The 22,122-nt window shown below is 68.0% G+C and carries 20 protein-coding genes; 10 read left to right on the top strand and 10 right to left on the bottom strand.

Translation table 11 applies throughout. The features are described 5' to 3' along the window. Positions 1-137: 137 nt before the first annotated feature. The 4 genes from ACIA75_RS13635 to ACIA75_RS13650 form a co-directional block, all read right to left on the bottom strand. Positions 138-1,028, bottom strand: coding sequence for an amino acid ABC transporter permease (locus ACIA75_RS13635; RefSeq protein WP_397103543.1), 891 nt, complete (start codon positions 1,026-1,028; stop codon positions 138-140). 48 nt (positions 1,029-1,076) lie between these two features. Further along, positions 1,077-1,757: an amino acid ABC transporter permease gene (locus tag ACIA75_RS13640; RefSeq protein WP_397103545.1), complete on the bottom strand. Its 681-nt coding sequence runs from the start codon at positions 1,755-1,757 to the stop codon at positions 1,077-1,079. Positions 1,758-1,844: 87 nt separating this feature from the next. Next, positions 1,845-2,684 carry a glutamate ABC transporter substrate-binding protein gene (locus ACIA75_RS13645; RefSeq protein WP_397103547.1) on the bottom strand — a complete coding sequence of 280 codons (840 nt, stop codon included), beginning with the start codon at positions 2,682-2,684 and terminating at the stop codon, positions 1,845-1,847. Between the two features lie 78 nt (positions 2,685-2,762). After that, complete coding sequence (locus ACIA75_RS13650; protein ID WP_397105283.1) at positions 2,763-3,491, bottom strand: amino acid ABC transporter ATP-binding protein; 729 nt, start codon at positions 3,489-3,491, stop codon at positions 2,763-2,765. A 415-nt stretch (positions 3,492-3,906) separates the two neighbouring features. Here ACIA75_RS13650 and miaB point away from each other — a divergent pair, with 415 nt between their 5' ends. Beyond that, entirely contained in the window at positions 3,907-5,460 is a 1,554-nt protein-coding gene (gene miaB / locus ACIA75_RS13655) for a tRNA (N6-isopentenyl adenosine(37)-C2)-methylthiotransferase MiaB (RefSeq protein WP_397103550.1), read from the top strand. Further along, the gene (locus tag ACIA75_RS13660; protein ID WP_397103552.1) at positions 5,457-6,146 is read left to right on the top strand and encodes a hypothetical protein; all 690 of its coding nucleotides are present in this window, start codon (positions 5,457-5,459) and stop codon (positions 6,144-6,146) included. The genes miaB and ACIA75_RS13660 overlap by 4 nt, the downstream gene beginning before the upstream one ends. Before the next feature lie 40 nt (positions 6,147-6,186). Here ACIA75_RS13660 and ACIA75_RS13665 read toward each other — a convergent pair whose 3' ends face one another. Then, positions 6,187-7,575 carry a DUF349 domain-containing protein gene (locus ACIA75_RS13665; protein WP_397103554.1) on the bottom strand — a complete coding sequence of 463 codons (1,389 nt, stop codon included), beginning with the start codon at positions 7,573-7,575 and terminating at the stop codon, positions 6,187-6,189. A 377-nt stretch (positions 7,576-7,952) separates the two neighbouring features. Here ACIA75_RS13665 and ACIA75_RS13670 point away from each other — a divergent pair, with 377 nt between their 5' ends. The 7 genes from ACIA75_RS13670 to ACIA75_RS13700 all read left to right on the top strand — a co-directional run bounded on the left by ACIA75_RS13670 (position 7,953) and on the right by ACIA75_RS13700 (position 15,501). Then, positions 7,953-8,738: a hypothetical protein gene (locus tag ACIA75_RS13670; protein ID WP_397103556.1), complete on the top strand. Its 786-nt coding sequence runs from the start codon at positions 7,953-7,955 to the stop codon at positions 8,736-8,738. 64 nt (positions 8,739-8,802) lie between these two features. Beyond that, on the top strand, positions 8,803-9,768 hold the full coding sequence (miaA, locus tag ACIA75_RS13675; RefSeq protein ID WP_397103558.1) for a tRNA (adenosine(37)-N6)-dimethylallyltransferase MiaA: 966 nt from the start codon (positions 8,803-8,805) through the stop codon (positions 9,766-9,768). Next, positions 9,765-10,601, top strand: coding sequence for a TrmH family RNA methyltransferase (locus tag ACIA75_RS13680; RefSeq protein WP_397103560.1), 837 nt, complete (start codon positions 9,765-9,767; stop codon positions 10,599-10,601). The genes miaA and ACIA75_RS13680 overlap by 4 nt, the downstream gene beginning before the upstream one ends. A gap of 28 nt (positions 10,602-10,629) precedes the next feature. Further along, complete coding sequence (dapF, locus tag ACIA75_RS13685; protein WP_397103562.1) at positions 10,630-11,553, top strand: diaminopimelate epimerase; 924 nt, start codon at positions 10,630-10,632, stop codon at positions 11,551-11,553. 60 nt (positions 11,554-11,613) lie between these two features. Beyond that, positions 11,614-13,167, top strand: coding sequence for a GTPase HflX (gene hflX, locus ACIA75_RS13690; protein ID WP_397103564.1), 1,554 nt, complete (start codon positions 11,614-11,616; stop codon positions 13,165-13,167). A 123-nt stretch (positions 13,168-13,290) separates the two neighbouring features. Then, a complete protein-coding gene (locus ACIA75_RS13695) occupies positions 13,291-14,181 on the top strand; it encodes a lysophospholipid acyltransferase family protein (RefSeq protein WP_397103566.1) in 891 nt (296 codons plus the stop codon). A gap of 174 nt (positions 14,182-14,355) precedes the next feature. Further along, on the top strand, positions 14,356-15,501 hold the full coding sequence (locus ACIA75_RS13700) for an acyl-CoA dehydrogenase family protein (RefSeq protein ID WP_397103568.1): 1,146 nt from the start codon (positions 14,356-14,358) through the stop codon (positions 15,499-15,501). Positions 15,502-15,597: 96 nt separating this feature from the next. On the opposite strand, the gene ACIA75_RS13705 is transcribed toward ACIA75_RS13700, so the two are convergent. The 3 genes from ACIA75_RS13705 to ACIA75_RS13715 form a co-directional block, all read right to left on the bottom strand. Beyond that, positions 15,598-16,980, bottom strand: a complete 1,383-nt coding sequence (locus ACIA75_RS13705; protein ID WP_397103570.1) for an alanine/glycine:cation symporter family protein — start codon at positions 16,978-16,980, stop codon at positions 15,598-15,600. Between the two features lie 280 nt (positions 16,981-17,260). Continuing rightward, complete coding sequence (locus ACIA75_RS13710; protein ID WP_397103572.1) at positions 17,261-18,349, bottom strand: diacylglycerol kinase; 1,089 nt, start codon at positions 18,347-18,349, stop codon at positions 17,261-17,263. A gap of 10 nt (positions 18,350-18,359) precedes the next feature. Then, positions 18,360-19,151, bottom strand: coding sequence for an SDR family oxidoreductase (locus tag ACIA75_RS13715; protein ID WP_397103573.1), 792 nt, complete (start codon positions 19,149-19,151; stop codon positions 18,360-18,362). A 110-nt stretch (positions 19,152-19,261) separates the two neighbouring features. Between ACIA75_RS13715 and ACIA75_RS13720 the strand changes: the two genes are divergently transcribed. Continuing rightward, complete coding sequence (locus ACIA75_RS13720) at positions 19,262-20,164, top strand: helix-turn-helix domain-containing protein (RefSeq protein ID WP_397103575.1); 903 nt, start codon at positions 19,262-19,264, stop codon at positions 20,162-20,164. A gap of 192 nt (positions 20,165-20,356) precedes the next feature. On the opposite strand, the gene ACIA75_RS13725 is transcribed toward ACIA75_RS13720, so the two are convergent. Then, positions 20,357-21,058 carry a histone deacetylase gene (locus ACIA75_RS13725; protein ID WP_397103577.1) on the bottom strand — a complete coding sequence of 234 codons (702 nt, stop codon included), beginning with the start codon at positions 21,056-21,058 and terminating at the stop codon, positions 20,357-20,359. Between the two features lie 99 nt (positions 21,059-21,157). Further along, on the bottom strand, positions 21,158-21,814 hold the full coding sequence (gene lexA, locus ACIA75_RS13730) for a transcriptional repressor LexA (protein ID WP_397105285.1): 657 nt from the start codon (positions 21,812-21,814) through the stop codon (positions 21,158-21,160). Positions 21,815-22,122: the final 308 nt, after the last annotated feature.

Below are 22,122 nucleotides of genomic sequence, written 5' to 3' on the forward strand. Positions count from 1 at the left end.
TGCCCCGAATTTCCGGTGGTGGCCTTGTCTGCTGCGTGTGGTTTTGTCTTAATACCCCCCCCCCCCCCCCCCCCCCCCCCGCGGCGGCGGCCCCCCCCCCCCCCCCCCCCCCCCCCCCCCCCCCCCCCCTCCACTCACTATTTGGTGATATCGACCCCGGGTGCGGCATCGGTGATCACCGAATCGGCGGCCACGACCGCGGCACCGCGCTTGCGGCGGCCGGAACGCAGCCGCTTCTCCAGCTGGGTGGCGATCGTGGAGAGCAGCACGTTCAGCACGATCATGATGATCGCGACAACGATCAGCGCGGGGATGGTGTTCGATTCCGCGGCACCGAGCTGCTGGGCGCTGCGGACGACCTCCTCGTAGGTGATCACATAGCCGAGCGCGGAATCCTTCAGCGCGACCACCATCTGCGAGACCAGAGCCGGCAGCATGGCGGTGATCGCCTGCGGGAGCAGGATCAGCCGCATCAGCTGGCCCTTGCGCAGGCCCAGCGCGACACCGGCTTCGGTTTGCCCTCTGGGCAGAGTGAGGATGCCGGCGCGCACGATCTCGGCGATCACCGAGCCGTTGTAGATGGTCAGCGCCGTGACCACCGCGCCGAGCGCCAGGTACTCGGAGTCGAACACGTCGTACTCGGAGTACAGCGCGAACAGGAAGATCATCAGGATCAGCACCGGGATGGCCCGGGCGAATTCGACGATCGTGCCCGCGGTCCAGCGCACCCAGCGGTGATCGGAGAGCCGCGCGATCCCGAAGACCATACCGAGGATCAGGGCGAAAACGATCGACAGGACCGCGGCGATCACAGTGCCTTCGAGGCCGGGCAGGATATAGGTGGTCCACACCGCCCCGTCGAGGAACGGCTCCCATTTCTCGGCCGTGAACTGGCCCTGATCGGCGAAACCGCGGTAGACGAACCAGCCCGCGACGAGCACCGCCGCCAGCACGACGAGCGAGTAGACGATATTGCGGACGCGGGCGATCGGGCCCGGGGCGTCGTAGAGAACAGATGCCCTACTCATGATCGAGCCTCCTCGAAACAGCGTGATGTGGTCGGCGGAGATATCGCATTACCGGACCACCTCGAACCGTTTGGCCAGATGCCCGAACAGCAGGCCGGCCGGCAGCGTCAGGACCACGAAACCGAGGGCGAAGATGAGCCCGATGGTCAGCAGGGCCGCCTCGGTTTCGATCATGTTCTTCATCAGGAACGAGGCCTCGGCCACGCTGATCGCCGAGGCGACCGTCGTGTTCTTGGTCAGGGCGATGAAGACGCTACCCAGCGGTGCGATCACCGACCGGAAAGCCTGCGGCAGGACGATGATCCGCAGATTCTGCAGGAAGCTGAGTCCCAGCGACCGGCCGGCCTCGGATTGGCCGAGTGACACCGTGTTGATCCCGGAGCGCAGCGATTCGCAGACGAACGCCGCCGTGTACACGCTCAAACCGATAACCGCCCAGCGGAAATTGTTATCGGCCAGCGAGGTGGGACCCTCGGATGCCAGGTTCAGCCCGAGCGTGGAGTACAGGCCCAGCGAGCAGAACACCAGGATGAGGGTGAGCGGGGTGTTGCGGAATACGGTCACGTACGCGGTGCCGACCCAGCGGGCCACCGGTACCGGGGAGACCCGCATACCGGCGATGATCGTCCCCAGTATCAGCGAACCGACCGTGGCCAGCACGGTGAGTTTGATGGTCATCCAGAAGGCTTCGAGCAGTTGTGTGTCGTATTCCGAAATCAAGTCGAACACGGTACTTACGCGTCTCCAATCGGCGGGACAGGCCAGGACCGGAGGGCCGGGCCGGATCGAGTCCGGCCCGGCCCTCCGGTTCGGTGATCAGTACCGGTCCACCTTCGGGGATTCCGGGGTCTCGTAGCTGGCGGCCTTACCGACCGACTCCTGGAAAGCGGTGTCCCAGGCGCCCGAGCTGATCATTTCCTCGATGGCGTTGTTGATCTTGTCGCGGGTTTCCTGATCACCCTTCTTCACGCCGATCCCGTAGTTCTCGGTGGTGAACTTCTCACCGACGACCTTGTACTTGCCGGGCGACTGCGAGGCGTAGCCGGCGAGGATGATGTCGTCGGTGGTCACCGCCGCCACCGCGCCGCTGTTCAGGCCTTCCAAGCACAGCGAATAGGTGTCGTAGGTCTGCAGCTGCGTATCGGGATACTTCTTCTGGATGTTCTGCGCCGGTGTGGAGCCGGTCACCGAGCACACCGTCTTGCCGGCGAGACTGTCCGGACCGGTGACCTCGTTGTTGTCCGCACGCACCAGCAGGCTCTGCCCGGCCACGTAGTAGGGGCCGGCGAAATCGACCTTCTCTTTGCGCGAGTCGGTGATCGAGTAGGTGGCGACCACGAAATCGACCTGGCCGTTCTCGATCAGGGTCTCGCGCTGTGCGGAGGGCGCTTCCTTGAAGGTGATCCCGTCGGGTTGCACGCCGAGCTTGGCGGCGACATACTTGGCCACCTCGACGTCGAACCCGCTATAGGTGCCGTCGGTATTGCGCAGGCCCAGACCGGGCTGGTCGTATTTGATGCCGATGGTGAGCTTGCCCTCCTGGGCATTCTGCACGGCGGTCTTATCGCTGCCACCACCACAGGCGGCGGTGGTGGCAGCGGTCACAGCTACGGCCACCGCACCGACCGCGAGGCGGAGTGCTCGGTTGATCCTCATCGGGTTCCTTCCCTCATCATCTTCTCGATGCTGCTGTGCCGGGGCGCCGTGTTCGCGTCCGTACCGGCAGGCGAAGTGTCAGTGGCTGAGAATCTTGCCCAGGAAGTCCTTGGCTCGATCGGACTTCGGCGCACTGAAGAATGTTTCCGGGTCGGTATCCTCCACGACCTGGCCGTCCGCCATGAACAGCACCCGGTCGCCGGCGCGGCGGGCGAATCCCATCTCGTGGGTGACGACCAGCATGGTCATCCCCTCTTTCGCGAGCGAGACCATCACATCGAGCACCTCGTTGACCATTTCCGGGTCGAGGGCCGAGGTGGGTTCGTCGAAGAGCATCACCTTGGGGCTCATCGCCAGGGCCCGGGCGATCGCGACGCGCTGTTGCTGGCCGCCGGACAACTGAGCCGGGTATTTATCGGCCTGATTGGCGATACCGACACGTTCCAGCAGTTCCATGGCCCGCGTGCGAGCCTCTTCCTTCTTGGTCTTGCGAACCTTGGTCGGCGCGAGCATGACGTTCTCCAGGATCGTCTTGTGCGCGAAAAGGTTGAACGACTGGAAGACCATGCCGACATCGGCCCGCAGGGCGGCCAGGCCACGTCCTTCGGCGGGCAGCGGCACACCGTCGACCTGGATCTCTCCGGAGTCGATCGGCTCCAACCGGTTGATCGTGCGGCAGAGCGTCGATTTACCGGAACCGGAGGGGCCGAGCACGATCACCACCTGCCCGCGCGGCACCTCGAGGTTGACATCGCGCAGCACATGCAGGGCGCCGAAATGCTTGTCGACAGCGCGGAGGGAGATCATCGGCGGTGCGGTGGTGTCGCCCGCCGCAGCAGGCGCGTCGGTGGCGTCGGTGGCGTCGGTCATGAAGATGACCTTAAGCCGAAATTCCTGATTTGCGCGCCTTTTGCCGACACACCCGGACGCCACACCGTTCGGACATTCGCCTTTAACTCGCCGGTAATCCTTTGTAATCCTTTCGCCCGGTGGCGATTTGCCGACCGGGACGCCGAGCCGGCATCGGGCTCCCGTGCCCTCCGGCCGGCGCGGAGACTGGTACTCCGGCGCATCCGGATGGTAGGGCTTCCAGGGGGTGGGCCCGTCTGGTGCCGGAGCGACCGAGCGGGGGAGCGGCGCGGAGGAGTGAAGAAACAGACCACGGGCCCGTACCCTGCGACGCCGGAGGCGGCGCCGAAAGTACAGCCCGTACCCTGGACGGGTGGATTCGATCGGACAGGTAGCGCTTCCCAGCCGGGTAGCGCCGGCGGACGGGCGCAGTTACGAGGTCCGCACCTTCGGTTGCCAGATGAACGTGCACGATTCCGAACGCTTGTCCGGCCTGCTGGAGGATGCGGGCTATACCAGGGCCGCGCCCGGCGCGACCGCCGACCTCGTGGTGTTCAACACCTGCGCGGTGCGGGAGAACGCCGACAACAAGCTGTACGGCACGCTCGGCCACCTCGCGCCCATCAAGGCGTCGCGGCCCGGTATGCAGATCGCGGTCGGCGGCTGTCTGGCCCAGAAGGACCGCGATACCGTGGTGCGCAAAGCGCCCTGGGTGGATGTGGTGTTCGGCACACACAATCTCGGTGCCCTGCCGGTATTGCTGGAGCGGGCCCGCCACAACGATGAAGCCCAGGTGGAGATCCTCGAATCGCTGGAGGCCTTCCCGTCTACCCTGCCCGCGCGGCGGGAATCGGCCTACGCGGGCTGGGTGTCCATTTCGGTCGGCTGCAACAACACCTGCACCTTCTGCATCGTGCCGTCGCTGCGCGGGAAAGAAGTCGACCGGCGACCCGGCGATATCCTCGCCGAGGTTCAGGCCCTGGTCGACCAGGGAGTCGCCGAGGTCACGCTGCTCGGGCAGAACGTCAACGCTTACGGTGCGTCCTTCGCCGATCCGGACCAGCCCCGCGACCGGGGCGCATTCGCGAAGCTGCTGCGGGCCTGCGGGGGTATCGAGGGGCTGGAGCGGGTGCGGTTCACCTCCCCGCATCCGGCCGAATTCACCGACGATGTGATCGAGGCGATGGCCGAGACCCCGAACGTGTGCCCGCAGCTGCATATGCCGCTGCAGTCGGGGTCGGATCGGGTGCTGAAGTCCATGCGGCGCTCGTACCGGCAGGCCCGGTTCCTGGGAATCATCGAGAAGGTGCGGGCGGTGATGCCGCATGCGGCGATCACCACCGATATCATCGTCGGCTTTCCGGGGGAGACCGAAGAGGATTTCCAGCAGACCCTCGAAGTGGTGCGCCGCGCGCGGTTCACCAGCGCGTACACGTTCCAGTATTCGCCGCGGCCGGGAACGCCGGCGGCGGAGATGGCCGATCAAATTCCCAAACAGGTGGTGCAGGACCGGTACGACCGCCTCATCGCGCTGCAGGAACAGATCTGCCTGGAGGCCAATCAGGCCTTGATCGGCACGGAGGTGGAACTGCTGGTCGCCGCCGGAGCCGGGAAGAAGAACGCGGCCACTGCCCGGATGAGCGGCCGCGCCCGCGACGGCCGGCTGGTGCATTTCCGGCCCGACGGAGCCGCCGAGGGGATCCGGCCCGGCGATGTGGTGACCGTCGAGGTGACCGGAGCGGCCCCGCATCACCTCGTCGCAGACAGCGGAGTCCGTATCCATCGCCGGACCCGGGCCGGTGATGCGCATCAGGCCGGTATCACCCCCAAGACCGCGCCCGTCGGGGTCGGGCTCGGGTTGCCGCGGATCGGCGCCCCGGAACCGGAACCGGTCAGCGCGGGGTGTGGCTCCGGATGCGGAATATGACCGTGCCCGGTGACGGTGATCGGGAGCCCGCGGATCGGCCGGACGACGACGACAGGTCCGGGGCCGGCCCGGAAGACGAATCAGCCGATGGAGACGAGGACGCAGTGAACCCGGCCGAGACCACGGAGAAATTCGAGGAGTTCCGCGACGACCTGGACGAGGTCGAACGCCGGATCGCGGGGGAGATCGATCCCGGTGTGCGCGCCATGGTGGTGGCGGTCGCGGTATTCGTCCTGCTGCTGTCGCTGGTCCTGCCGCACGCCGGCACCGCGCGCGGATTCGACGTGCTGCTGGGGTCCGAAGCGGCCGGTTTCGAGCACATCGGATTGCCGTCGCGGATCTTCGTCTGGTTCGTGCTGGTGTTCGGGATCGGGTTCTCGCTACTGGCCCTGATGACCCGGCGCTGGGTGCTGGCCTGGCTCGCGGTGGCCGGTTCCGCGATCGCGAGCGCTTTCGGTGTCTTCTCGATCTGGCACCGGCAGACGCCGGGTATCGACAACTATATGGGGGCGGGCCCGGGGGTCGGCCTGATCGTGGGCACGATCGCGGTCATGGTGCTCACCTTCCACTGGGTGAAGGTCGTATGGAGCCGGACCGCGGTGCAACTGGCCGCCGAGGAACAGCGGCGGATCGCGGCGGCCGCCGACGAGGAGCGGCAGCGGCGCCGCCGCCTCGGCGAGGACTGATGACCCGGGGTGCGCCGCGGAACATACCGCGGCGCCCGGATCAGAGGTTGCTGACCGCGCCCTCCGCAGCCTCGGCCCATTCGCGCCACTGTTTGGCCTGTTCGAGAGCCTTCTCGGCATCACGGGTCTTGCCCGCGGCGCTGGCCTTGGCGGCCTGTTCCTCGAACTGGGCGACCCGCTCGCGGAATTGTGCCGCGCGCGCCAGGGCCTCCGGGTCGGTCCGGCGCCACTGCGCGTCGGCTGCCTGACGGACCCGCTTCTCCAGCGCACGCAGCCTACTTTCCAGGTCGTGCATCCGCTCGCGGGGTACCTTTCCGATGGCGTCCCAGCGTTCCTGCAGGTCACGCAGGGCGGCCCGGGCGCCCTCGAGATCGGTGTCGGGGTCGATATGCGGTTCGTAGCTGCTGAGCAGCTCTTCCTTCGCGGTCGCGTTATCGGTGAACTCGGCATCACGCTCGGACGCGGCGGCATTGCGGGCGGCGAAGAAGACATCCTGGGCGCTCTTGAAACGGCGCCACAGGGCCTCGTCGGCTTCCCGGGGTGCCCGGCCGGCGTTCTTCCATTCGACCAGCAGGTCCCGGAAGAGCCCGGCCGTGGCCGGCCAGTCGGTGGAACCGGAGAGTTCCTCGGCGCGGACGCACAACTCTTCTTTGCGGGTCTTGGCGGCCGCGCGTTCCCGGTCGAGTTCGGCGAAATGCGCGCCGCGGCGCCGGTTGAACGCCTCGCGTGCCTTCGAATACCGGCGCCAGAGGGCATCGTCGACCTTGCGGTCGACCCCGCGGATGGTCTTCCACTCGTCGAGGATTTCGCGTAGCCGGTCACCGGCCGCTTTCCACTGGGTGGATTCCGCGGCGATCTGCTCGGCCTCGGCGGCGAGCAATTCCTTGCGTTCGGTGTGCTCGTGCCGGGTGCGCTCTTTTTCCTCCTTGGCATGCGCGGCCGCTTCGTCGGAGTGTTCGGCGATCGCGTCGAGCCGGGCCGCCAGACCTTCGATATCGCCGATGACCGCGGCCGTGGGCAGGCTCTCCGCCAGCGCGAGCGCGGCGGCCTTGGTCTTGCGGGCGTCGGTCCCGGCGGCCAGGCGGGCCTCGAGCAGAGCCACCTCGGTGGCCAGGTCGTCGAACCGGCGGCCGAAATGCGCGAGACCTTCGGCGGCATTACCGGCCTGCCAGGAGCCGACGATCCGTTCGCCGTCGGAGGTTTTCACCCACGCGGTGCCGTCGTCGTCGACCCGGCCCCACTTGCTGGGGTCGGTCGTGGTGGGCACGACCACCGGATGCGGATGTTCGACGGCCGGATCGGCGGCTTTCATCGCGGCGGGCGAAGGATGGGCCTCGCCGGGTTTGGGACGGCTGCCGGGCTTGGGAGCGGGAGACGGGCGGCCGGCGGTGCCGGGGCCGGGTTTGGCTGTTCCGTTGCTGTGGGTCATTGCTCCTCGTCCCTGCCGCGCGTCACGGCTGCCTGGTTTACGCGCTGCACATTCTGGCTATGCTCTGCTCATTCTGGCTACGCCCGCGCATTCTGGCCACATCCGCCTGTCGACGAGGTCGTCGCGCGGACCCGGCGCTCGTCGCATCCACCACTCATCGGCCCACGCCGCCGTGCTCCGGCAACCGCTCTGCCGACCCGGCGACATAGGGCCGGACCTGCGGATCCGGACTCGCCGACACCTGTTCCGGATACTTCGCACCCTAGCAATTACCACCCGGTTTCCGGGAGAGACACTCATACCCGTCGCATGAGCACGACGGTGCCGGGCGGACCGACCGCATCCCGGCCGCGCGGGCACGGGCTACGGTTGACGTCGTGTTCTGTCTTGCGGCTCTCATCCCCTCGCCGCCCGTCCTGGTTCCGGAAGTGTGCGGCGGGGCGGCGCCGGCCGATGCGGGGCCACCGGCGGGCACGGCTGCGGCCGAATCGCCGGCGGCTGCGGTCGCCGCGTTGCGCACCGCGGTCCTGGCAACCGGACAGGCGCTGGCCGAGGTGACCTCGCAGTGGACCGTGCTCGGGGTGGGCGCCGCCGAGCAGGTCTACGACGCCGTCGCGACGGGCACATTTCGTGGTTTCGGCCCGGACGTGGTGGTCTCGCTCGGGGCGGGGTCCGATGTCCCCGCCGATCCCGACTTGCCGCTGGCCGTGCTCATCGCCGGCTGGTTGCGCGGTGCCGTGGCGCCACGTGCGGTGGTCCGGGCGCAGATCCTGGCGTCCGGCAGCCCGGCCCAGCGGTATGCCGAGATCGGGGCGAAACTGCGGGCTGAACTCGACGCGGCCGACGAACCACAGGGAGTGCTCGTGGTCGCCGACGGCGCGGCGACCTTGTCCACGGCCGCGCCCGGATATTTCGATCCCCGGGCTGCCGCTGTGCAGGACGCGCTCGAGCGGGCGCTGGCCGCGGGTGACGGAGCCGCGCTGCTGGAGATGGATCCCGATCTGTGCGCCGAGCTGATGGTGTCCGGGCGGGGTGCGTACCAGGCGCTGGCCGGGCTTTTCGCCGGCGATCCGGCACCACCCGTGGTGAGCGAGCGGTACCGGGACGCACCGTTCGGGGTCGGCTATTACGCAGGGTTGTGGCGTCCGGGCGGCGAGCGGTGATGCGATACCTCCGCCTTCGCTGCGGCATCCCCGGATCACGCGCGCTCCTTTCCGGGGATGCGCTGTGAGCGGGGGGTGCCCGGTCGCGGTGGTCGGTCCGACGGCCACCGGGAAATCGGATCTGGCGCTCGAGCTGGCCGAACGGCTCGGCGGCGAGATCGTCAACATCGATGCGATGCAGTTGTACCGGGGGATGGATATCGGGACCGCGAAACTGCCGCCGGAGCAGCGGCACGGGATCGTCCACCACCAGCTCGACGTCCTCGAGGTCACCGAGACCGCCACGGTTGCCGCCTATCAGGTGGCGGCGTCGGCCGATGTCGAGTCGATCATCGCGCGCGGGCGTATCCCGGTCATCGTGGGGGGCTCGATGATGTATGTGCAGGCCCTGCTGGATCAGTGGGAGTTCCCGGCCACCGATCCGCAGGTGCGGGCCAAATGGGAGGAACTGCTGGCCGAGCAGGGTGTCGCCGCGGTACACGAGGCATTGCGCCGCGCCGACCCGGCCGCCGCGGCCACCATTCTGCCCACCGATGGGCGCCGGATGGTGCGGGCCCTGGAGGTCGTCGAACTCACCGGACGGCCGTTCGCGGCGTCCGCGCCGGCGGTCGGTGCGCCGCGCTGGGGGACGCGGATCCTCGGTGTGGATCGCGAGACCGCGGAATTGGACGACCGGATCGCGCAGCGCACCGCGGCAATGTTCGATACGGGTTTGGTGGACGAGGTGCGCGGACTGGTCGACCGTGGCCTACGGGAGGGTCAGACCGCACGCCGCGCGATCGGTTATGCCCAGGTGCTGGCGTTCCTGGATCAGGAGTACGACCTGGACGAAGCGCGGGAGCGCACCTTCATCGGTACCCGGCGCTATGTCCGGCGGCAGCGCTCCTGGTTCCGCCGCGACCACCGGGTGCGTTGGGTGGACGGCGCGGATCCGGCCTCGGCCGAGACGGCGCTCGCGCTGCTGGCAGACTCTGCTGTGCCCCGTTCCGGGGCGTCCGATTCCGTAGCGAAGGAGCCGACCCGGCCGTGACCCGGCAGATCCACAGCCGCAATGCCGCTGTCCAGGTGTGGACGGCCTATCTCGACAACCGGGCGAAACGGAATCGGGACGGCCGGTTCCTGGTGCACGGTGTCCGGCCGATCACCCAGGCGCTGGCCCACGGCTGGCCGTTGGAGACCTTGCTGTACCGGCTCGGTGACGATCCGGGCCTCTCCTCGTGGGCACGGGACGTTCTCGACAGCTGCGCCGTACCGGCTGTCGGTCTCGCCCCGGAACTGATGGCGGAGCTGGGGGAGAAGAGCGCCGGTGCGCCCGAACTGGTGGCGGTCGCCGAGTACGCCCCCGCCGACCTGGCGGGCTACACCGCCGGCGATCCGGGTGACGCCCCCGTGGTCGTGGTGTTCGATCGGCCGAACTCACCGGGGAACCTGGGCACCCTCATCCGGTCCGCCGATGCCTTCGGAGTCTCGGCTGTCCTGGTCAGCGGGCACGGCGCCGACCAGTACGACCCGCGATGTGTTCGTGCTTCCACGGGCTCGCTGTTCTCGGTGCCCGTCTTCCGGGTGGCGGGCCCGGCGGAGGTGCTCGAATTCCGGGACAGGCAGGTGGAGCGGGGCATCCCCACCCGGATCGTGGGTACCGACGAGCGCGGCGCCCGCGCCGTGTTCGACCATGATCTGCTCGACGCCACGATCCTGGTGCTGGGTAACGAGACCAGCGGGATGAGTGCCGCCTGGTTGGCAGCCTGCGACGATACGGTTTCCATCCCGATGGGCGGTACCGCGAGCTCACTCGGGGCGCCGTCCGCCGCGGCGGTGGCCCTGTACGAAATTTCCCGGCAACGCCGGACGTTTGCCAGATGACAACTCCGGACGAGGAGAACCGACCGACGTGCACGAGGGCGAAGACGTGACCACCAGGAGCGAGAAGGCCGTCGAATTCACCAAGGGGCACGGCACCCAGAACGATTTCGTGGTGCTGCCCGACCTGGACGTGCGACTGCACCTCACCCCGGCACGGGTGGGCGCACTGTGTGACCGGCGCCGCGGGCTCGGTGCCGACGGTGTGCTGCGCGTCGCGCGCGCCGGCCGGCTGCTGGCTGCCGATGTCCTGCCCGGCCTGCCCGAGGGCGTCGGTCCCGACGACTGGTTCATGGACTATCGCAATGCCGACGGCTCGATCGCCGAAATGTGCGGTAACGGCGTCCGCGTGTTCGCCCACTACCTGGTGTCGCGTGGACTGGCCGGAGGTGAGCGTTTCGTGGTGGGCAGCCGGGCGGGCGCGCGCCCGGTCACCGTGCACGCCGCCGGGGCGGCGCTGGGCGAGGTGACCGTGGAGATGGGGCCGGTGGGTGTGCTCGGGGAGTCGACGGCCACGGTCGCCGGATGGGGCTACTCCGGGTTGGGTATTGATGTCGGAAACCCGCATCTGGCGTGCGTCGACCGCACTTTGTCGGCGGAATCACTGGCGAAACTGGATCTCACGGCACCGCCCGGATACGACCCCGATATGTTCCCGCGCGGCGTCAATGTCGAGATCCTGACCGGACTGGACGCCGGGCGTGGGGTCGATATGCGAGTGTACGAACGTGGGGTGGGGGAGACCCGTTCGTGCGGTACCGGCACGGTCGCCGCGGCCGCATCCGCGCTGGTCGCCGATGGTTTCGACCTCGCCTCCGACAGCGGCGAAGTGGCTGTCCGAGTACCCGGCGGCGAGGTCCGGGTCGGGGTGAGCGGGGGTGCGGCCTGGCTGCGCGGTCCCTCCGAACTGGTCGCGACCGGGGAGCTGTCCGCGGACTGGTGGACCGCGCAGTAAGCCCACCACCGGGAAATTCATATGCGCCGACCAGCGCATCAGTGGCAGCATGGATGGTGTATGAGAAGAAATGACACGTCCGGGACCAGCGGATGGTCCCATGAAGCGTTCGACACCGAGTCGCCCGAGCTGGATCCGGGCGACGATGCGGACGTTATCGATATCAGCGCCGCGGGCCGCGGCGGCGATACCCGGCTGCCCGACGGCCGCGCCACCGACCCCACCACCGGTGAACTCCAGTTGGACGAGCGCAGTGCGCTGCGGCGAATCGCCGGTCTGTCCACCGAGCTCACCGATATCACCGAGGTCGAGTACCGGCAGCTGCGCCTCGAGCGCGTGGTGCTGGTGGGTGTCTGGACCGAGGGCAGCGTGGCACGCGCCGACGCGAGCATGGCCGAATTGGCCCGGCTCGCCGAGACCGCGGGCTCGGAGGTACTCGAGGCGCTCATCCAGCGCCGTGACCGTCCCGATCCGGCCACCTACATCGGCTCCGGCAAGGCCGACGAACTGCGCGCGGTGGTGCTGTCCACCGGTGCGGACACTGTCATCTGCGACGGTGAGCTCACACCCGCGCAGCTGACCGCGCTGGAGAAGGTCGTGAAGGTCAAAGTGGTGGATCGCACCGCGTTGATCCTCGATATCTTCGCCCAGCATGCCACCTCCCGTGAGGGTAAGGCGCAGGTCGCGCTCGCCCAGATGGAGTACATGCTGCCGCGGTTGCGCGGCTGGGGTGAGTCCATGTCGCGGCAGGCGGGCGGCCGGGCCGGGAGCAACGGCGGGGTGGGCCTGCGCGGTCCCGGTGAGACCAAGATCGAAACCGATCGTCGCCGGATCCGGGAGCGGATGGCCAAACTGCGCCGCGAGATCCGCGAGATGAAGACCGCCCGCGACACCAAACGCGCACGCCGCACATCCAGCGGTGTGCCCGCGGTGGCGATCGTGGGCTACACCAACGCCGGTAAATCGAGTCTCATGAACGCGCTGACCGGGTCCGGCGTGCTGGTGCAGGACGCGCTGTTCGCCACGCTGGATCCGACCACTCGCCGCGCACCGCTCGAGGACGGCCGCGAGGTCGTGTTCACCGATACCGTCGGTTTCGTCCGGCACCTGCCGACCCAGTTGGTGGAGGCATTCCGCTCCACCCTGGAGGAGGTCACCGGGGCCGATCTGCTGCTGCACGTGGTGGACGGTTCCGATGCATTGCCGGTCGAGCAGATCAAGGCCGTGCGCGAGGTCGTCACCGATGTGGTGCGTGAATCGGGTCAGCCGGCGCCACCGGAGTTGCTCGTGGTCAACAAGATCGACGAGATCGATCAGGTGGGCCTGGCCCGCCTGCGTGCCCTGCTGCCCGACGCCGAATTCGTCTCCGTGCACAAGGATCTCGGCATCGAGCAGTTGCGCACCAGGCTCGGCGAGGTGCTCGGCGGTCTGGATGTGGAAGTGAGCGTTCTGCTTCCGTACAGCCGCGGCGATCTGCTGGCCAGAATCCATGCCGACGGCCGGATCGCGCAGTCCGAGCACACCGAGAACGGAACGCGGGTCCAGGCCCGGGTGCCGCGCTCACTGGCCGCCGCGCTGTCGGGCTACGCGCACGCGGGGGCCGCTGAAACGTAGCGGTTACCGGCGCGCGTCGGCCCGGCTAATTCTGTCCGTCACAGTGTGGGACTTCGCATATCCGGGTGTTACTTCCGCTGATGTCGATTCACAATTGATAGCGATCGACTTCAGGAGGGATTTATGTCACATACCGGCGGCGGTTCCGGTACCGGCCGGGACCACGACGAGCCGGCCCGGCGGTTGAGCGACGGCGCGCCGCTGTCGGTCGACCTCAGCGACACCGATCTGCGGGTGCTGGAGGCGGCACTGGCCCCGATGCGGACGTGGAGCGACCCGCGGTTCTTCGGTCTGTCGAATATCCCCGAGTCCGGACCGGTCCTGCTGGTCGCCAACCACAACCTGCTCGGCATGATGGACGCGCCGCTGCTGCTGCCGGAGATCCTGCGCCGGCGGGGCCGCCTGATCCGCGGCCTGGCCGAGAATGTGCTCATCCGGGTTCCGGGCGTGCGCCACGTGCTGCACTACTACGGCTCGGTGCGTGGTACCCGGGAGAACTGCCGGACACTGCTCGAGCACGGTGAGGCCGTGATCGTCTTCCCGGGTGGCGGCCGCGAGGCGATCCGCCGTAAAGGGGAGAAGTACGCACTGCGCTGGGAGGGGCGCACCGGTTTCGCCCGGATGGCGATCGAATGTGGCGCCCCGATCCTGCCTGTGGCCATGATCGGTGTCGATGACGCCTATGACATCGTCGCCGATAAGGACGATCTGCTGCTGCGCCCGCTGCGCCGGGTGGTCGAGGCCCTCGGTATACACGCCGAGCTGACCCCGCCGCTGGTGCGTGGTCTGGGCCCCACGCTGATCCCGCGACCCGAGCGGTTCTATTTTTCGGTCGGTACCCCGATCGATCCGGAGCCGTGGCGCGAAGCTCCTGACCTCGACGACGCGGCGGAACAGCTGTCGCTCATGGTGCAGAAGGCGGTGCGCGAGGAATTGACCTTCCTGCTCGGGGAACGCGACCGCGACCGTGGCCGGACCCTGTACGGACGCCTGCGCGAACTGCTTCCGGTCTGATTCGGCGCCCACGCTACGCATCGGTGAATGGTTGCGCGGTGCGATTACCTGATGCAGAACCGGAGCACCTGCGAATTCCGGGTGTGAAGTGAACAGCGGTTCGCACTCCGGGTACGGTGGATCACAGTGACGGGCCGGCGCGGCCCCGTCCGGAGTGTTCACTAGGAGGTTGGTGTGGAGCGCACACTGTTCGAACCCGAGCACGACCTGTTCCGGGAGTCGTACCGGAAGTTTCTCGAGACGCATGTGGCGCCGTTCCACGACCAGTGGGCGGAGCAGGGTGTCGTGGACCGGGCTGTCTGGCTCGAGGCCGGTAAGCAGGGATTCCTCGGGATGGCGATGCCGGAGGAGTACGGCGGCGGCGGGGTCAAGGATTTCCGGTACAACTCGATCCTCACCGAGGAGACGGTCCGGGGTCAGTACTCCGGGCTGGGTTTCTCGCTGCACAACGATGTCATCGCGCCCTATCTGCTGGAGCTGGCGAACGAGGAGCAGAAGAAGCGCTGGCTGCCGAAGTTCTGTTCCGGCGAACTCATCACCGCTATCGCCATGACCGAACCGGGAACCGGTTCGGACCTGCAGGGCATCAAAACTCGTGCGGTGCGCGACGGTGACGACTGGGTGCTCAACGGCGCGAAAACCTTCATCACCAACGGCATCAACTCCGATATCGTCATCGTGGTCGCGCAGACCGACCCCGAGAAGGGGGCGATGGGCTTCAGCCTGCTGGTGGTCGAACGCGGGATGCCGGGCTTCGAACGCGGCCGCAATCTGGACAAGCTGGGCCTCAAGGCCCAGGACACCGCCGAGCTCAGTTTCACCGATGTCCGGGTGCCCGCCGCCAACCTGCTCGGGCAGGAGGGCATGGGCTTCGTCCATCTGATGCAGAACCTGCCGCAGGAGCGGCTGTCGATCGCCGTGATGGCGGCCGCGGCGATGGAAACCTGCCTGGAGTACACCTGTCAGTACGTGCGCGACCGTAAGGCGTTCGGCAAGCCGATCGGTGCGTTGCAGAACACCCGCTTCGTGCTGGCCGAGCTGGCCACCAAGACGACCGCGGTGCGGGTGCTGGTGGATCGCTGCATCACCGAACTGAACGCCGGCACGCTGTCCGTCGAGGACGCCGCCATGGCCAAGTGGTGGAGCACCGAGGAGCAGGTCGAGCTGATCGACCGCTGCCTGCAGTTGCACGGCGGTTACGGCTATATGCGGGAATACCCGATCGCCCAGGCCTATCTGGATGCGCGCGTGCAGACCATCTACGGCGGCACCACCGAGATCATGAAGGAAATCATCGGGCGCAGTTTGAAGCTCTCCTGAGCTCGTATTGTGGCCCGGTCCGGGGTTCCCGTCGCGACGGAAACCCCGGACCGGGCCTTTCTGTGATGACTCCGGGCGCCGCGGACTGGAACCGGGTCAGGCGCTGATCCGGAAGTCCTCGGTCTGTTTGCCGCCGAAATAGGCCCGCGTCTCGCGGTATACCAGCGGAGACAGGATCAGCAGGCCGATCAGGTTCGGCAGTGCCATCAAACCGTTGGCCACATCGGAGAAGGTCCACACGGTCTTCAGCTCCGTGGTGGCGCCGAGATAGACCACGGCGATGAACACGATCCGATACGGCAGCACCATGGTATTGCCGAACAGGAACTCCATACAGCGGTCGCCGTAGTAGGACCAGCCGAGGATGGTCGAGAAGGCGAAGAAAACGATGCTGATGGTCACGATGATGCTGCCCCACGTGCCGGGCAGTGCGTCGGCGAAGGCTTGGGCGGTGTAGGTCGCCGGTGAGGCGTCGGTCTCCCAGACTCCGGTCACCACGATCACCAGGCCGGTGAAGGAAACCACGACGAGCGTGTCGATGAACGTTTGCGTCATCGACACCAGCGCCTGCCGCACCGGGTGGCTGGTCGAGGCCGCGGCCGCGGCGATACCGCCGGTGCCCAGCCCGGACTCGTTGGAAAAGATCCCCCGCGCCACGCCGTACTGAATGGCCGCGGCCACGCCGGCGCCGACAAAACCGCCGGTCGCGGCGGTACCGGTGAAGGCATCGGAGAGGATCTCGCCGATCGCCGCGGGCAGGTCGTCGATGCGGAAGATCAGCACCGCGAGTGCGCCCAGGATGTACAGCACGATCATGACCGGCACGAAGATGCTGGCGACCCGGCCGATTCCCTTGATCCCGCCGAGAATGACCGCGGCGGCCAGGACGGTGATGATCAGCCCGGTGATCCAGGTCTGCAGACCCCACTCGGATTCGATATTCGCCGCGACCGTATTGGCCTGCGTCATATTGCCGATACCGAACGAGGCCACGACGCCGGCGACCGCGAAGAATCCGCCGAGGACGATGCCGAGCGGGCCTTTGATGCCTTTCCGAAGGTAGTGCATCGGACCGCCGGCCTGTTTTCCGGCGGAATCGGTGCGGCGGAAGCGGACACCCAGGAACGCTTCGCTGTACTTGGTGGCCATACCGACCAGCCCGGTGATCCACATCCAGAACACCGCGCCCGGTCCGCCGAGTGAAATAGCGGTGGCGACGCCGGCAATGTTGCCGACACCCACGGTGGCTGCCAGTGCGGTCGACAACGCCTGATAGTGGGAGATATCGCCTTCGGCATCGGCATCGGCATCGCTGCGATCGACGAAGCCCAGCCGGAACGCGAGGGCGAACCGGCGGAACTGTATGCCGCGCAGTAATACGGTCAGATACAGCCCCGTCAGCAGGAGTAGGGGGATGAGCAGCCAGGGACCCCAGATGAAATCACTGGCGTTGCCGAGGAACTCGCCAATATCGAACATTTCCGCCTCGTGGTATGGACTGCGGGCACGGCCCCGCAATCACCGGGCCGCCGGTAGGTCACAGGCGGCATTCCGGTTGGCATTCAACCACTCATCTCCGATGCGGGTGCGGTGAGTATGCATGATACAGATCAGACACACTGGCACATATGTATCTAAATAGGCCTGATGGGCAGCGCCGGGGACGCCGCAGTCGGTCGTTCGCGCGGCCTGTCCAGGGGATGGATCGTGATCCGGCTGCCTGTACCCGGGGCACCTGCCTCGGCGAGGCGGACCGAATTCAGGAAACGTCGTGGAGGGGTTCCTCCCGTCCGGGAGCGGTGACCAACGGGAGGTCCAGCGTGGTGCGAATACCCGGTGCCGCCGCCACCACAGCGGGAATGGCGTTTACCACGCGCATGGCGGTGGCCACCAGTCCGGCGTGGTTGTGGTCGCCGTGATCGCTCGAGAGGCGGATATCGACGCTGTAGTGCGGTTCGCCGGTGATCTCGACCCGATACGAGCCGCCCTCCTGGGCCGGTTGCGGCCACTCGGGGGCCAGATCCGCCCGCAACCGGGTGACATGTTCGAGCACCGTGACCACTTCGTCGCCGACCATCCCGCGAACCTCGAACCGCATCCCCGCGGTGGTGCCCGCCGTAATCGCCCCGGCCGCGATCTGGAAGTCCTCCGGCGCGGGAATCCGCTCGTGGGTTTCGGTCACGGCATCCAGTTCCACCCCGAGCCCGGCCGCCAATTGCCGCACCACACTGCCCCAGGCCAGGGACAGCACGCCCGGTTGCAGCAGCATCGGGGTCTCGTCCAGCGGCTTGCCGAAACCCATGATGTCGAACATCACCGCGGCATTGTCGTAGGTGGCGTAGTCGACGATCTCCATGCAGCGGACCTGGTCGACCCGCCGGCAGGTGCCCGCCAGGGCCAGCGGCAGCAGATCGTTGGCGAAACCCGGATCGATACCGTTCACGAACAACGACGCGCCACCCGCCGCCGCGGCCTCCTCGATCGGGCGCAGCAGATCATCCGGTAGGACCTGCCACGGATACTGCAGGAACACCGGGGCGCTGGCCACGATGTCGACACCCGCTGTCAGGATCTTCCGCAGATCCGCGAGTGCTTCGATGAGCCGGTTGTCGGTCATGGCCGTATAGACCACACAGTCCGGTTTCGCGGCGAGCAGGGAATCCGAATCGGTGGTCGCCACGACCCCGGTGCGGATATCGAGGCCGGCGAGTTCCCCGGCGTCGCGCCCCTCTTTCTCGCTACCGGAAACCCGGACCCCCACCAGTTCGAGCCGCGGGTCGGCGATGATTCCGGCCAGGGCATGCCGGCCGACATTGCCGGTGCCCCAATGCACTACGCGAAATGTCACGGGTTTCTCCTCACAGATCCGGGATCGGGATATCGAGATTGGGGGCCACCAGACCGCCGTCGGTCTCGATGACCTTCCCGGTCAGGTAGCTGCCGGCCGGTGAGGCCAGGAACAGGGCGGTGGCCGCGATTTCGGACGGGTCGCCGAGCCGGCGCAGCGGTGTCGCCCGTTCCAGCGCCCCGCGCATGGTGTCGTCAGCGGCGACGACCTCCAGGGACGACGTCGCGATGGACCCGGGAGCAATGGCGTTGACCCGGATACGCGGGCACAGGTCCATGGCGGACAGCCGGGTGTAGTGCGCGAGTGCGGCCTTGGCGGTGCCGTAGGCGGCGAACGCACGGCCCGGCATCCGGCCCATCGCCGAGGTGATATTGATGATCGAACCGCCGTCGGCCGTGTCCAGCATGATCGGTACGGCGGCCCGCACCAGGGCGTGGGCATTGGCGACGTTGAATTCGAACGCCCGGGTCATGGCGTCCGGCGTCGTATCCAGCAGGGGCTTCGGCATGGCGCCGCCGACATTGTTCACCACGATATCGAGACGGCCGAATTCGTCCGCGGCGGTGGTCGCCAGCGCGGCACAGGCCTCGGCATCGGCGAGATCGGCGACCACGATATGGGCTCGGCGGCCCAGTTCCCGTACCTGATCCGCGACCGCGGTGAGGTCGGATTCGGTGCGCGCGGCGATCACGACGTCCGCGCCGGCCTCGGCGAAGCCCACGGCGATCGCGGCGCCGAGCCCGCGTCCCGCGCCGGTTACCACGGCGACTCGGTCGTCGAGCCGGAACTTCTCCAGAATCATGGCTGCTCCTGAGGTCGAGTAACGATGCTGTCGAGTATTCGACGTACTACTATCGGATAGTCGATGCAGTGTAGGGCCGGACCGGCCGGGCGACAAGGGAGCAGATGGATATGACACCTTCGGGATCACCGCCCACCCGCCGGGTGGTCTCCGTGGTGGAACTGCTCGCGGAATCCGAACGTGCGCTCACGGTTTCCGAGATCGTCGACCGGCTGTCCCTGGCCCGTGCGACCGTGACCGCCGTGCTCAACGAACTGTCCGCGGCCCACTGGGTGGTTCGCGATGCGAGCCTCGCCTACCGGCTCGGACCGGCCCTGGCCCGGCTGTCCGCGGCCGGACCGGCGGAGGCCGGTGCGGTGGTCGGCGTGGAACTGGCCGCGCTGGTCGACTCCGCGGGTTGTGGGGCGACGCTGAGCCGGATCGCCGACGATCGGCTGACCATAGTGGCGAAACGGCATGCGGGCGAGCGAATCGTGCCGGGTCTCTCGGTGGGACAGTCGATTCCGCTGGCCTATCCGGCGGGTGCGGCGGTGATGCCGTGGCGCCCGGCCGCCGAACGGGAACGCTGGCTGAGCTCGCCGGCCGCGCGGCCCGGAGCCCGTGACCTCCTGGACTTCGTCACGGCGCACGGGTTCGCCATGTTCCGCCCCGAGGCGGACGATGCCGGGCTGGTCGACGTCCTCACCGAACTCCTCGGCGCCCTGGGGGCCGAACTGCTCCAGCCGGCGCTGCGGGCGAAGCTGCTGCGCCAACTCGGACGCCTCACCGCGCGTGCCTACACCGAAGCCGATATCGAAGACCCGCAGGCCCTTCCGGTCAGCTACGTCTCCGCGCCCGTGTTCCGTGGCAGCGACGCCCCCTACGAGGTGCAGCTCGGCCCCTTGCGCGCGGAGGTCGGACCGGCTGACCGGGCGCGCTATATCGAGGTTGCCCGCGCCGGCGCCGCGGCGATCTCGGTGGCCCTCGAGTCCACCGCAAAGCCGGTCGGCGCCGGCACTTCTCGGGTGGAATGACCCCGGAGCCCTGCCGCGGTGTGCCGGGCTTCCGGAGGGGCCGCGGCGATCACCCGACATCGCGCCGCGGTGGCGAGGTGGCGCGGCCGATGGATGTGCGGCTGTTCCTGAATTCCGGTGCGGCGCACCGAGTGGCGCGCATTCGGTGCCCTGCTCCTGCGGGGAACAGTCCCCGGTGCGCGGGGGTTCCGGTCAGCGGAGCAGTTCGGCGACCTCGCGCGGGGTCCAGCGCCCGGATGCGCCCGGGCGGCTGGCGAGGTAGGCGGCGGTGTCGTCACGCGACCAGCGGTGGGCTGTGCGCAGGCCGGTGCCGATCTGGCGCAGGTACTCCGGAGCCGGTGGATTACCGCGCAGCTCACGCCAGCGCCAGGCGGCGGTGAAGGTGACGACCGGCACGCCCTCGTACGACCCGGGGCAGACAAGGGTTTCGTATCGGCCCGGGCCGAAGCTCGTGCGACCGGTACGCAGTGCCTCGGTCAGGTCCAGGTCGGTTCCGGCCGGGCGGTACATCTCCTGGGCCGCGATATCACTGAACTGGGCGCGGGTGAGCAGATAGGCGTGCGCGGGGGTTTCGGCGGGGGTGCCGGGATCGTAGAAGGCCCGTCCGCCGGTCCAGATCGCCGATTCGGTGGCGAAATAGAGCAACCCGGGCAGGACGATCCCGGCCGACCGCGCGGGAAGCGTCCGATCCCGGCAGCCGCGCCCGGGCCGGCCGTCGCGCTCGGCACCGGGGGCCCCGGCGGTCGCGCCGGTCGGGGGGACGCCGGTCAGATAGCAGTGCAGGCGATCCGGATTCGCGTTCGACCCGTACGCGGCGTACCACACCAGGTCGAGAGTGCCGACGGTATCGGCGGCGCTACGTGGGCGCGCCGCCGGGACACCGATTCCGGCCATCTCTGCTCACTCCGTTCGTCGCCGCCGGCACCGCCCGCTCGCCGCGCCATCCGGACTTCGGCCGCCGGGAGGACCGCGCAGCGCCGTCCGAGCGGCTGCTCAGATCTTGCGGATCACCGTCACCACTTTGCCCAGAATCCGCGCGTCGTTGCCCGGAATGGGCTCGAACAACGGATTGTGCGGCATCAGCCAGACATCCTTACCGCTGCGTTTGAACGTCTTGACAGTGGCTTCGCCGTCGAGCATGGCCGCGACGATATCGCCGTTGTCGGCCACGTTCTGCTGCCGGACCACCACCCAGTCGCCGTCGCAGATGGCGGCGTCCACCATGGATTCACCGACGACCTTGAGCAAGAACAGTGATCCGTCGCCGACCAGTTCGCGGGGCAGCGGGAACACGTCCTCCACAGCCTGTTCGGCCAGGATCGGCCCGCCCGCGGCGATCCGCCCCAGCACCGGGACGTAGGTGGGGATCGGCTGGTCGGTAGCGCCGTCCTCGGTGCCGGGGCGCGTGGTCTCGGCGGGCGTCAACGTGGTCACCGAGCGCACCGCTTCGTCCATCCCGCGGACATCGACGGCGCGGGGACGGTTGGGGTCGCGCCGCAGATAGCCTTTGCGTTCCAGCGTGCGCAGCTGGTGGGCGACCGACGAGGTCGAATTCAGTCCGACCGCGTCGCCGATCTCGCGGATGCTCGGCGGGTAGCCGCGCATGCTCACCGAGGAACGGATGACGTCGAGCACCTTGCGCTGACGCACGGTGAGATCCGCCCCGGTCGCCGCCGGTTCGGGGCCGGTGCCGGGATCGGTCCCGTCACCCGTCTCGTCTGATCGGCTCACCACAACCGCCCTTTCTCGTCGGTCCGCGCCGCCGGTGGAGTGCCCGCCGGACGGGCCCGCTCCGGACGTGCCCGAAGTTCATAACGTGGGAGTGAATCTAGTCCGAGCGCTCCGATCTATCAAACATCTGTTCGAGGTATGTCCGGTGTTGCTACTGACATTATCCCCCTCGCGTGGTAGAAATCGAACATCAGTTCGTCGAACATTTGATCGAATACCGCCCATGG

It is taken from the genome of Nocardia sp. NPDC051750 (assembly GCF_044453135.1).
Taxonomy (GTDB): Bacteria; Actinomycetota; Actinomycetes; order Mycobacteriales; family Mycobacteriaceae; genus Nocardia.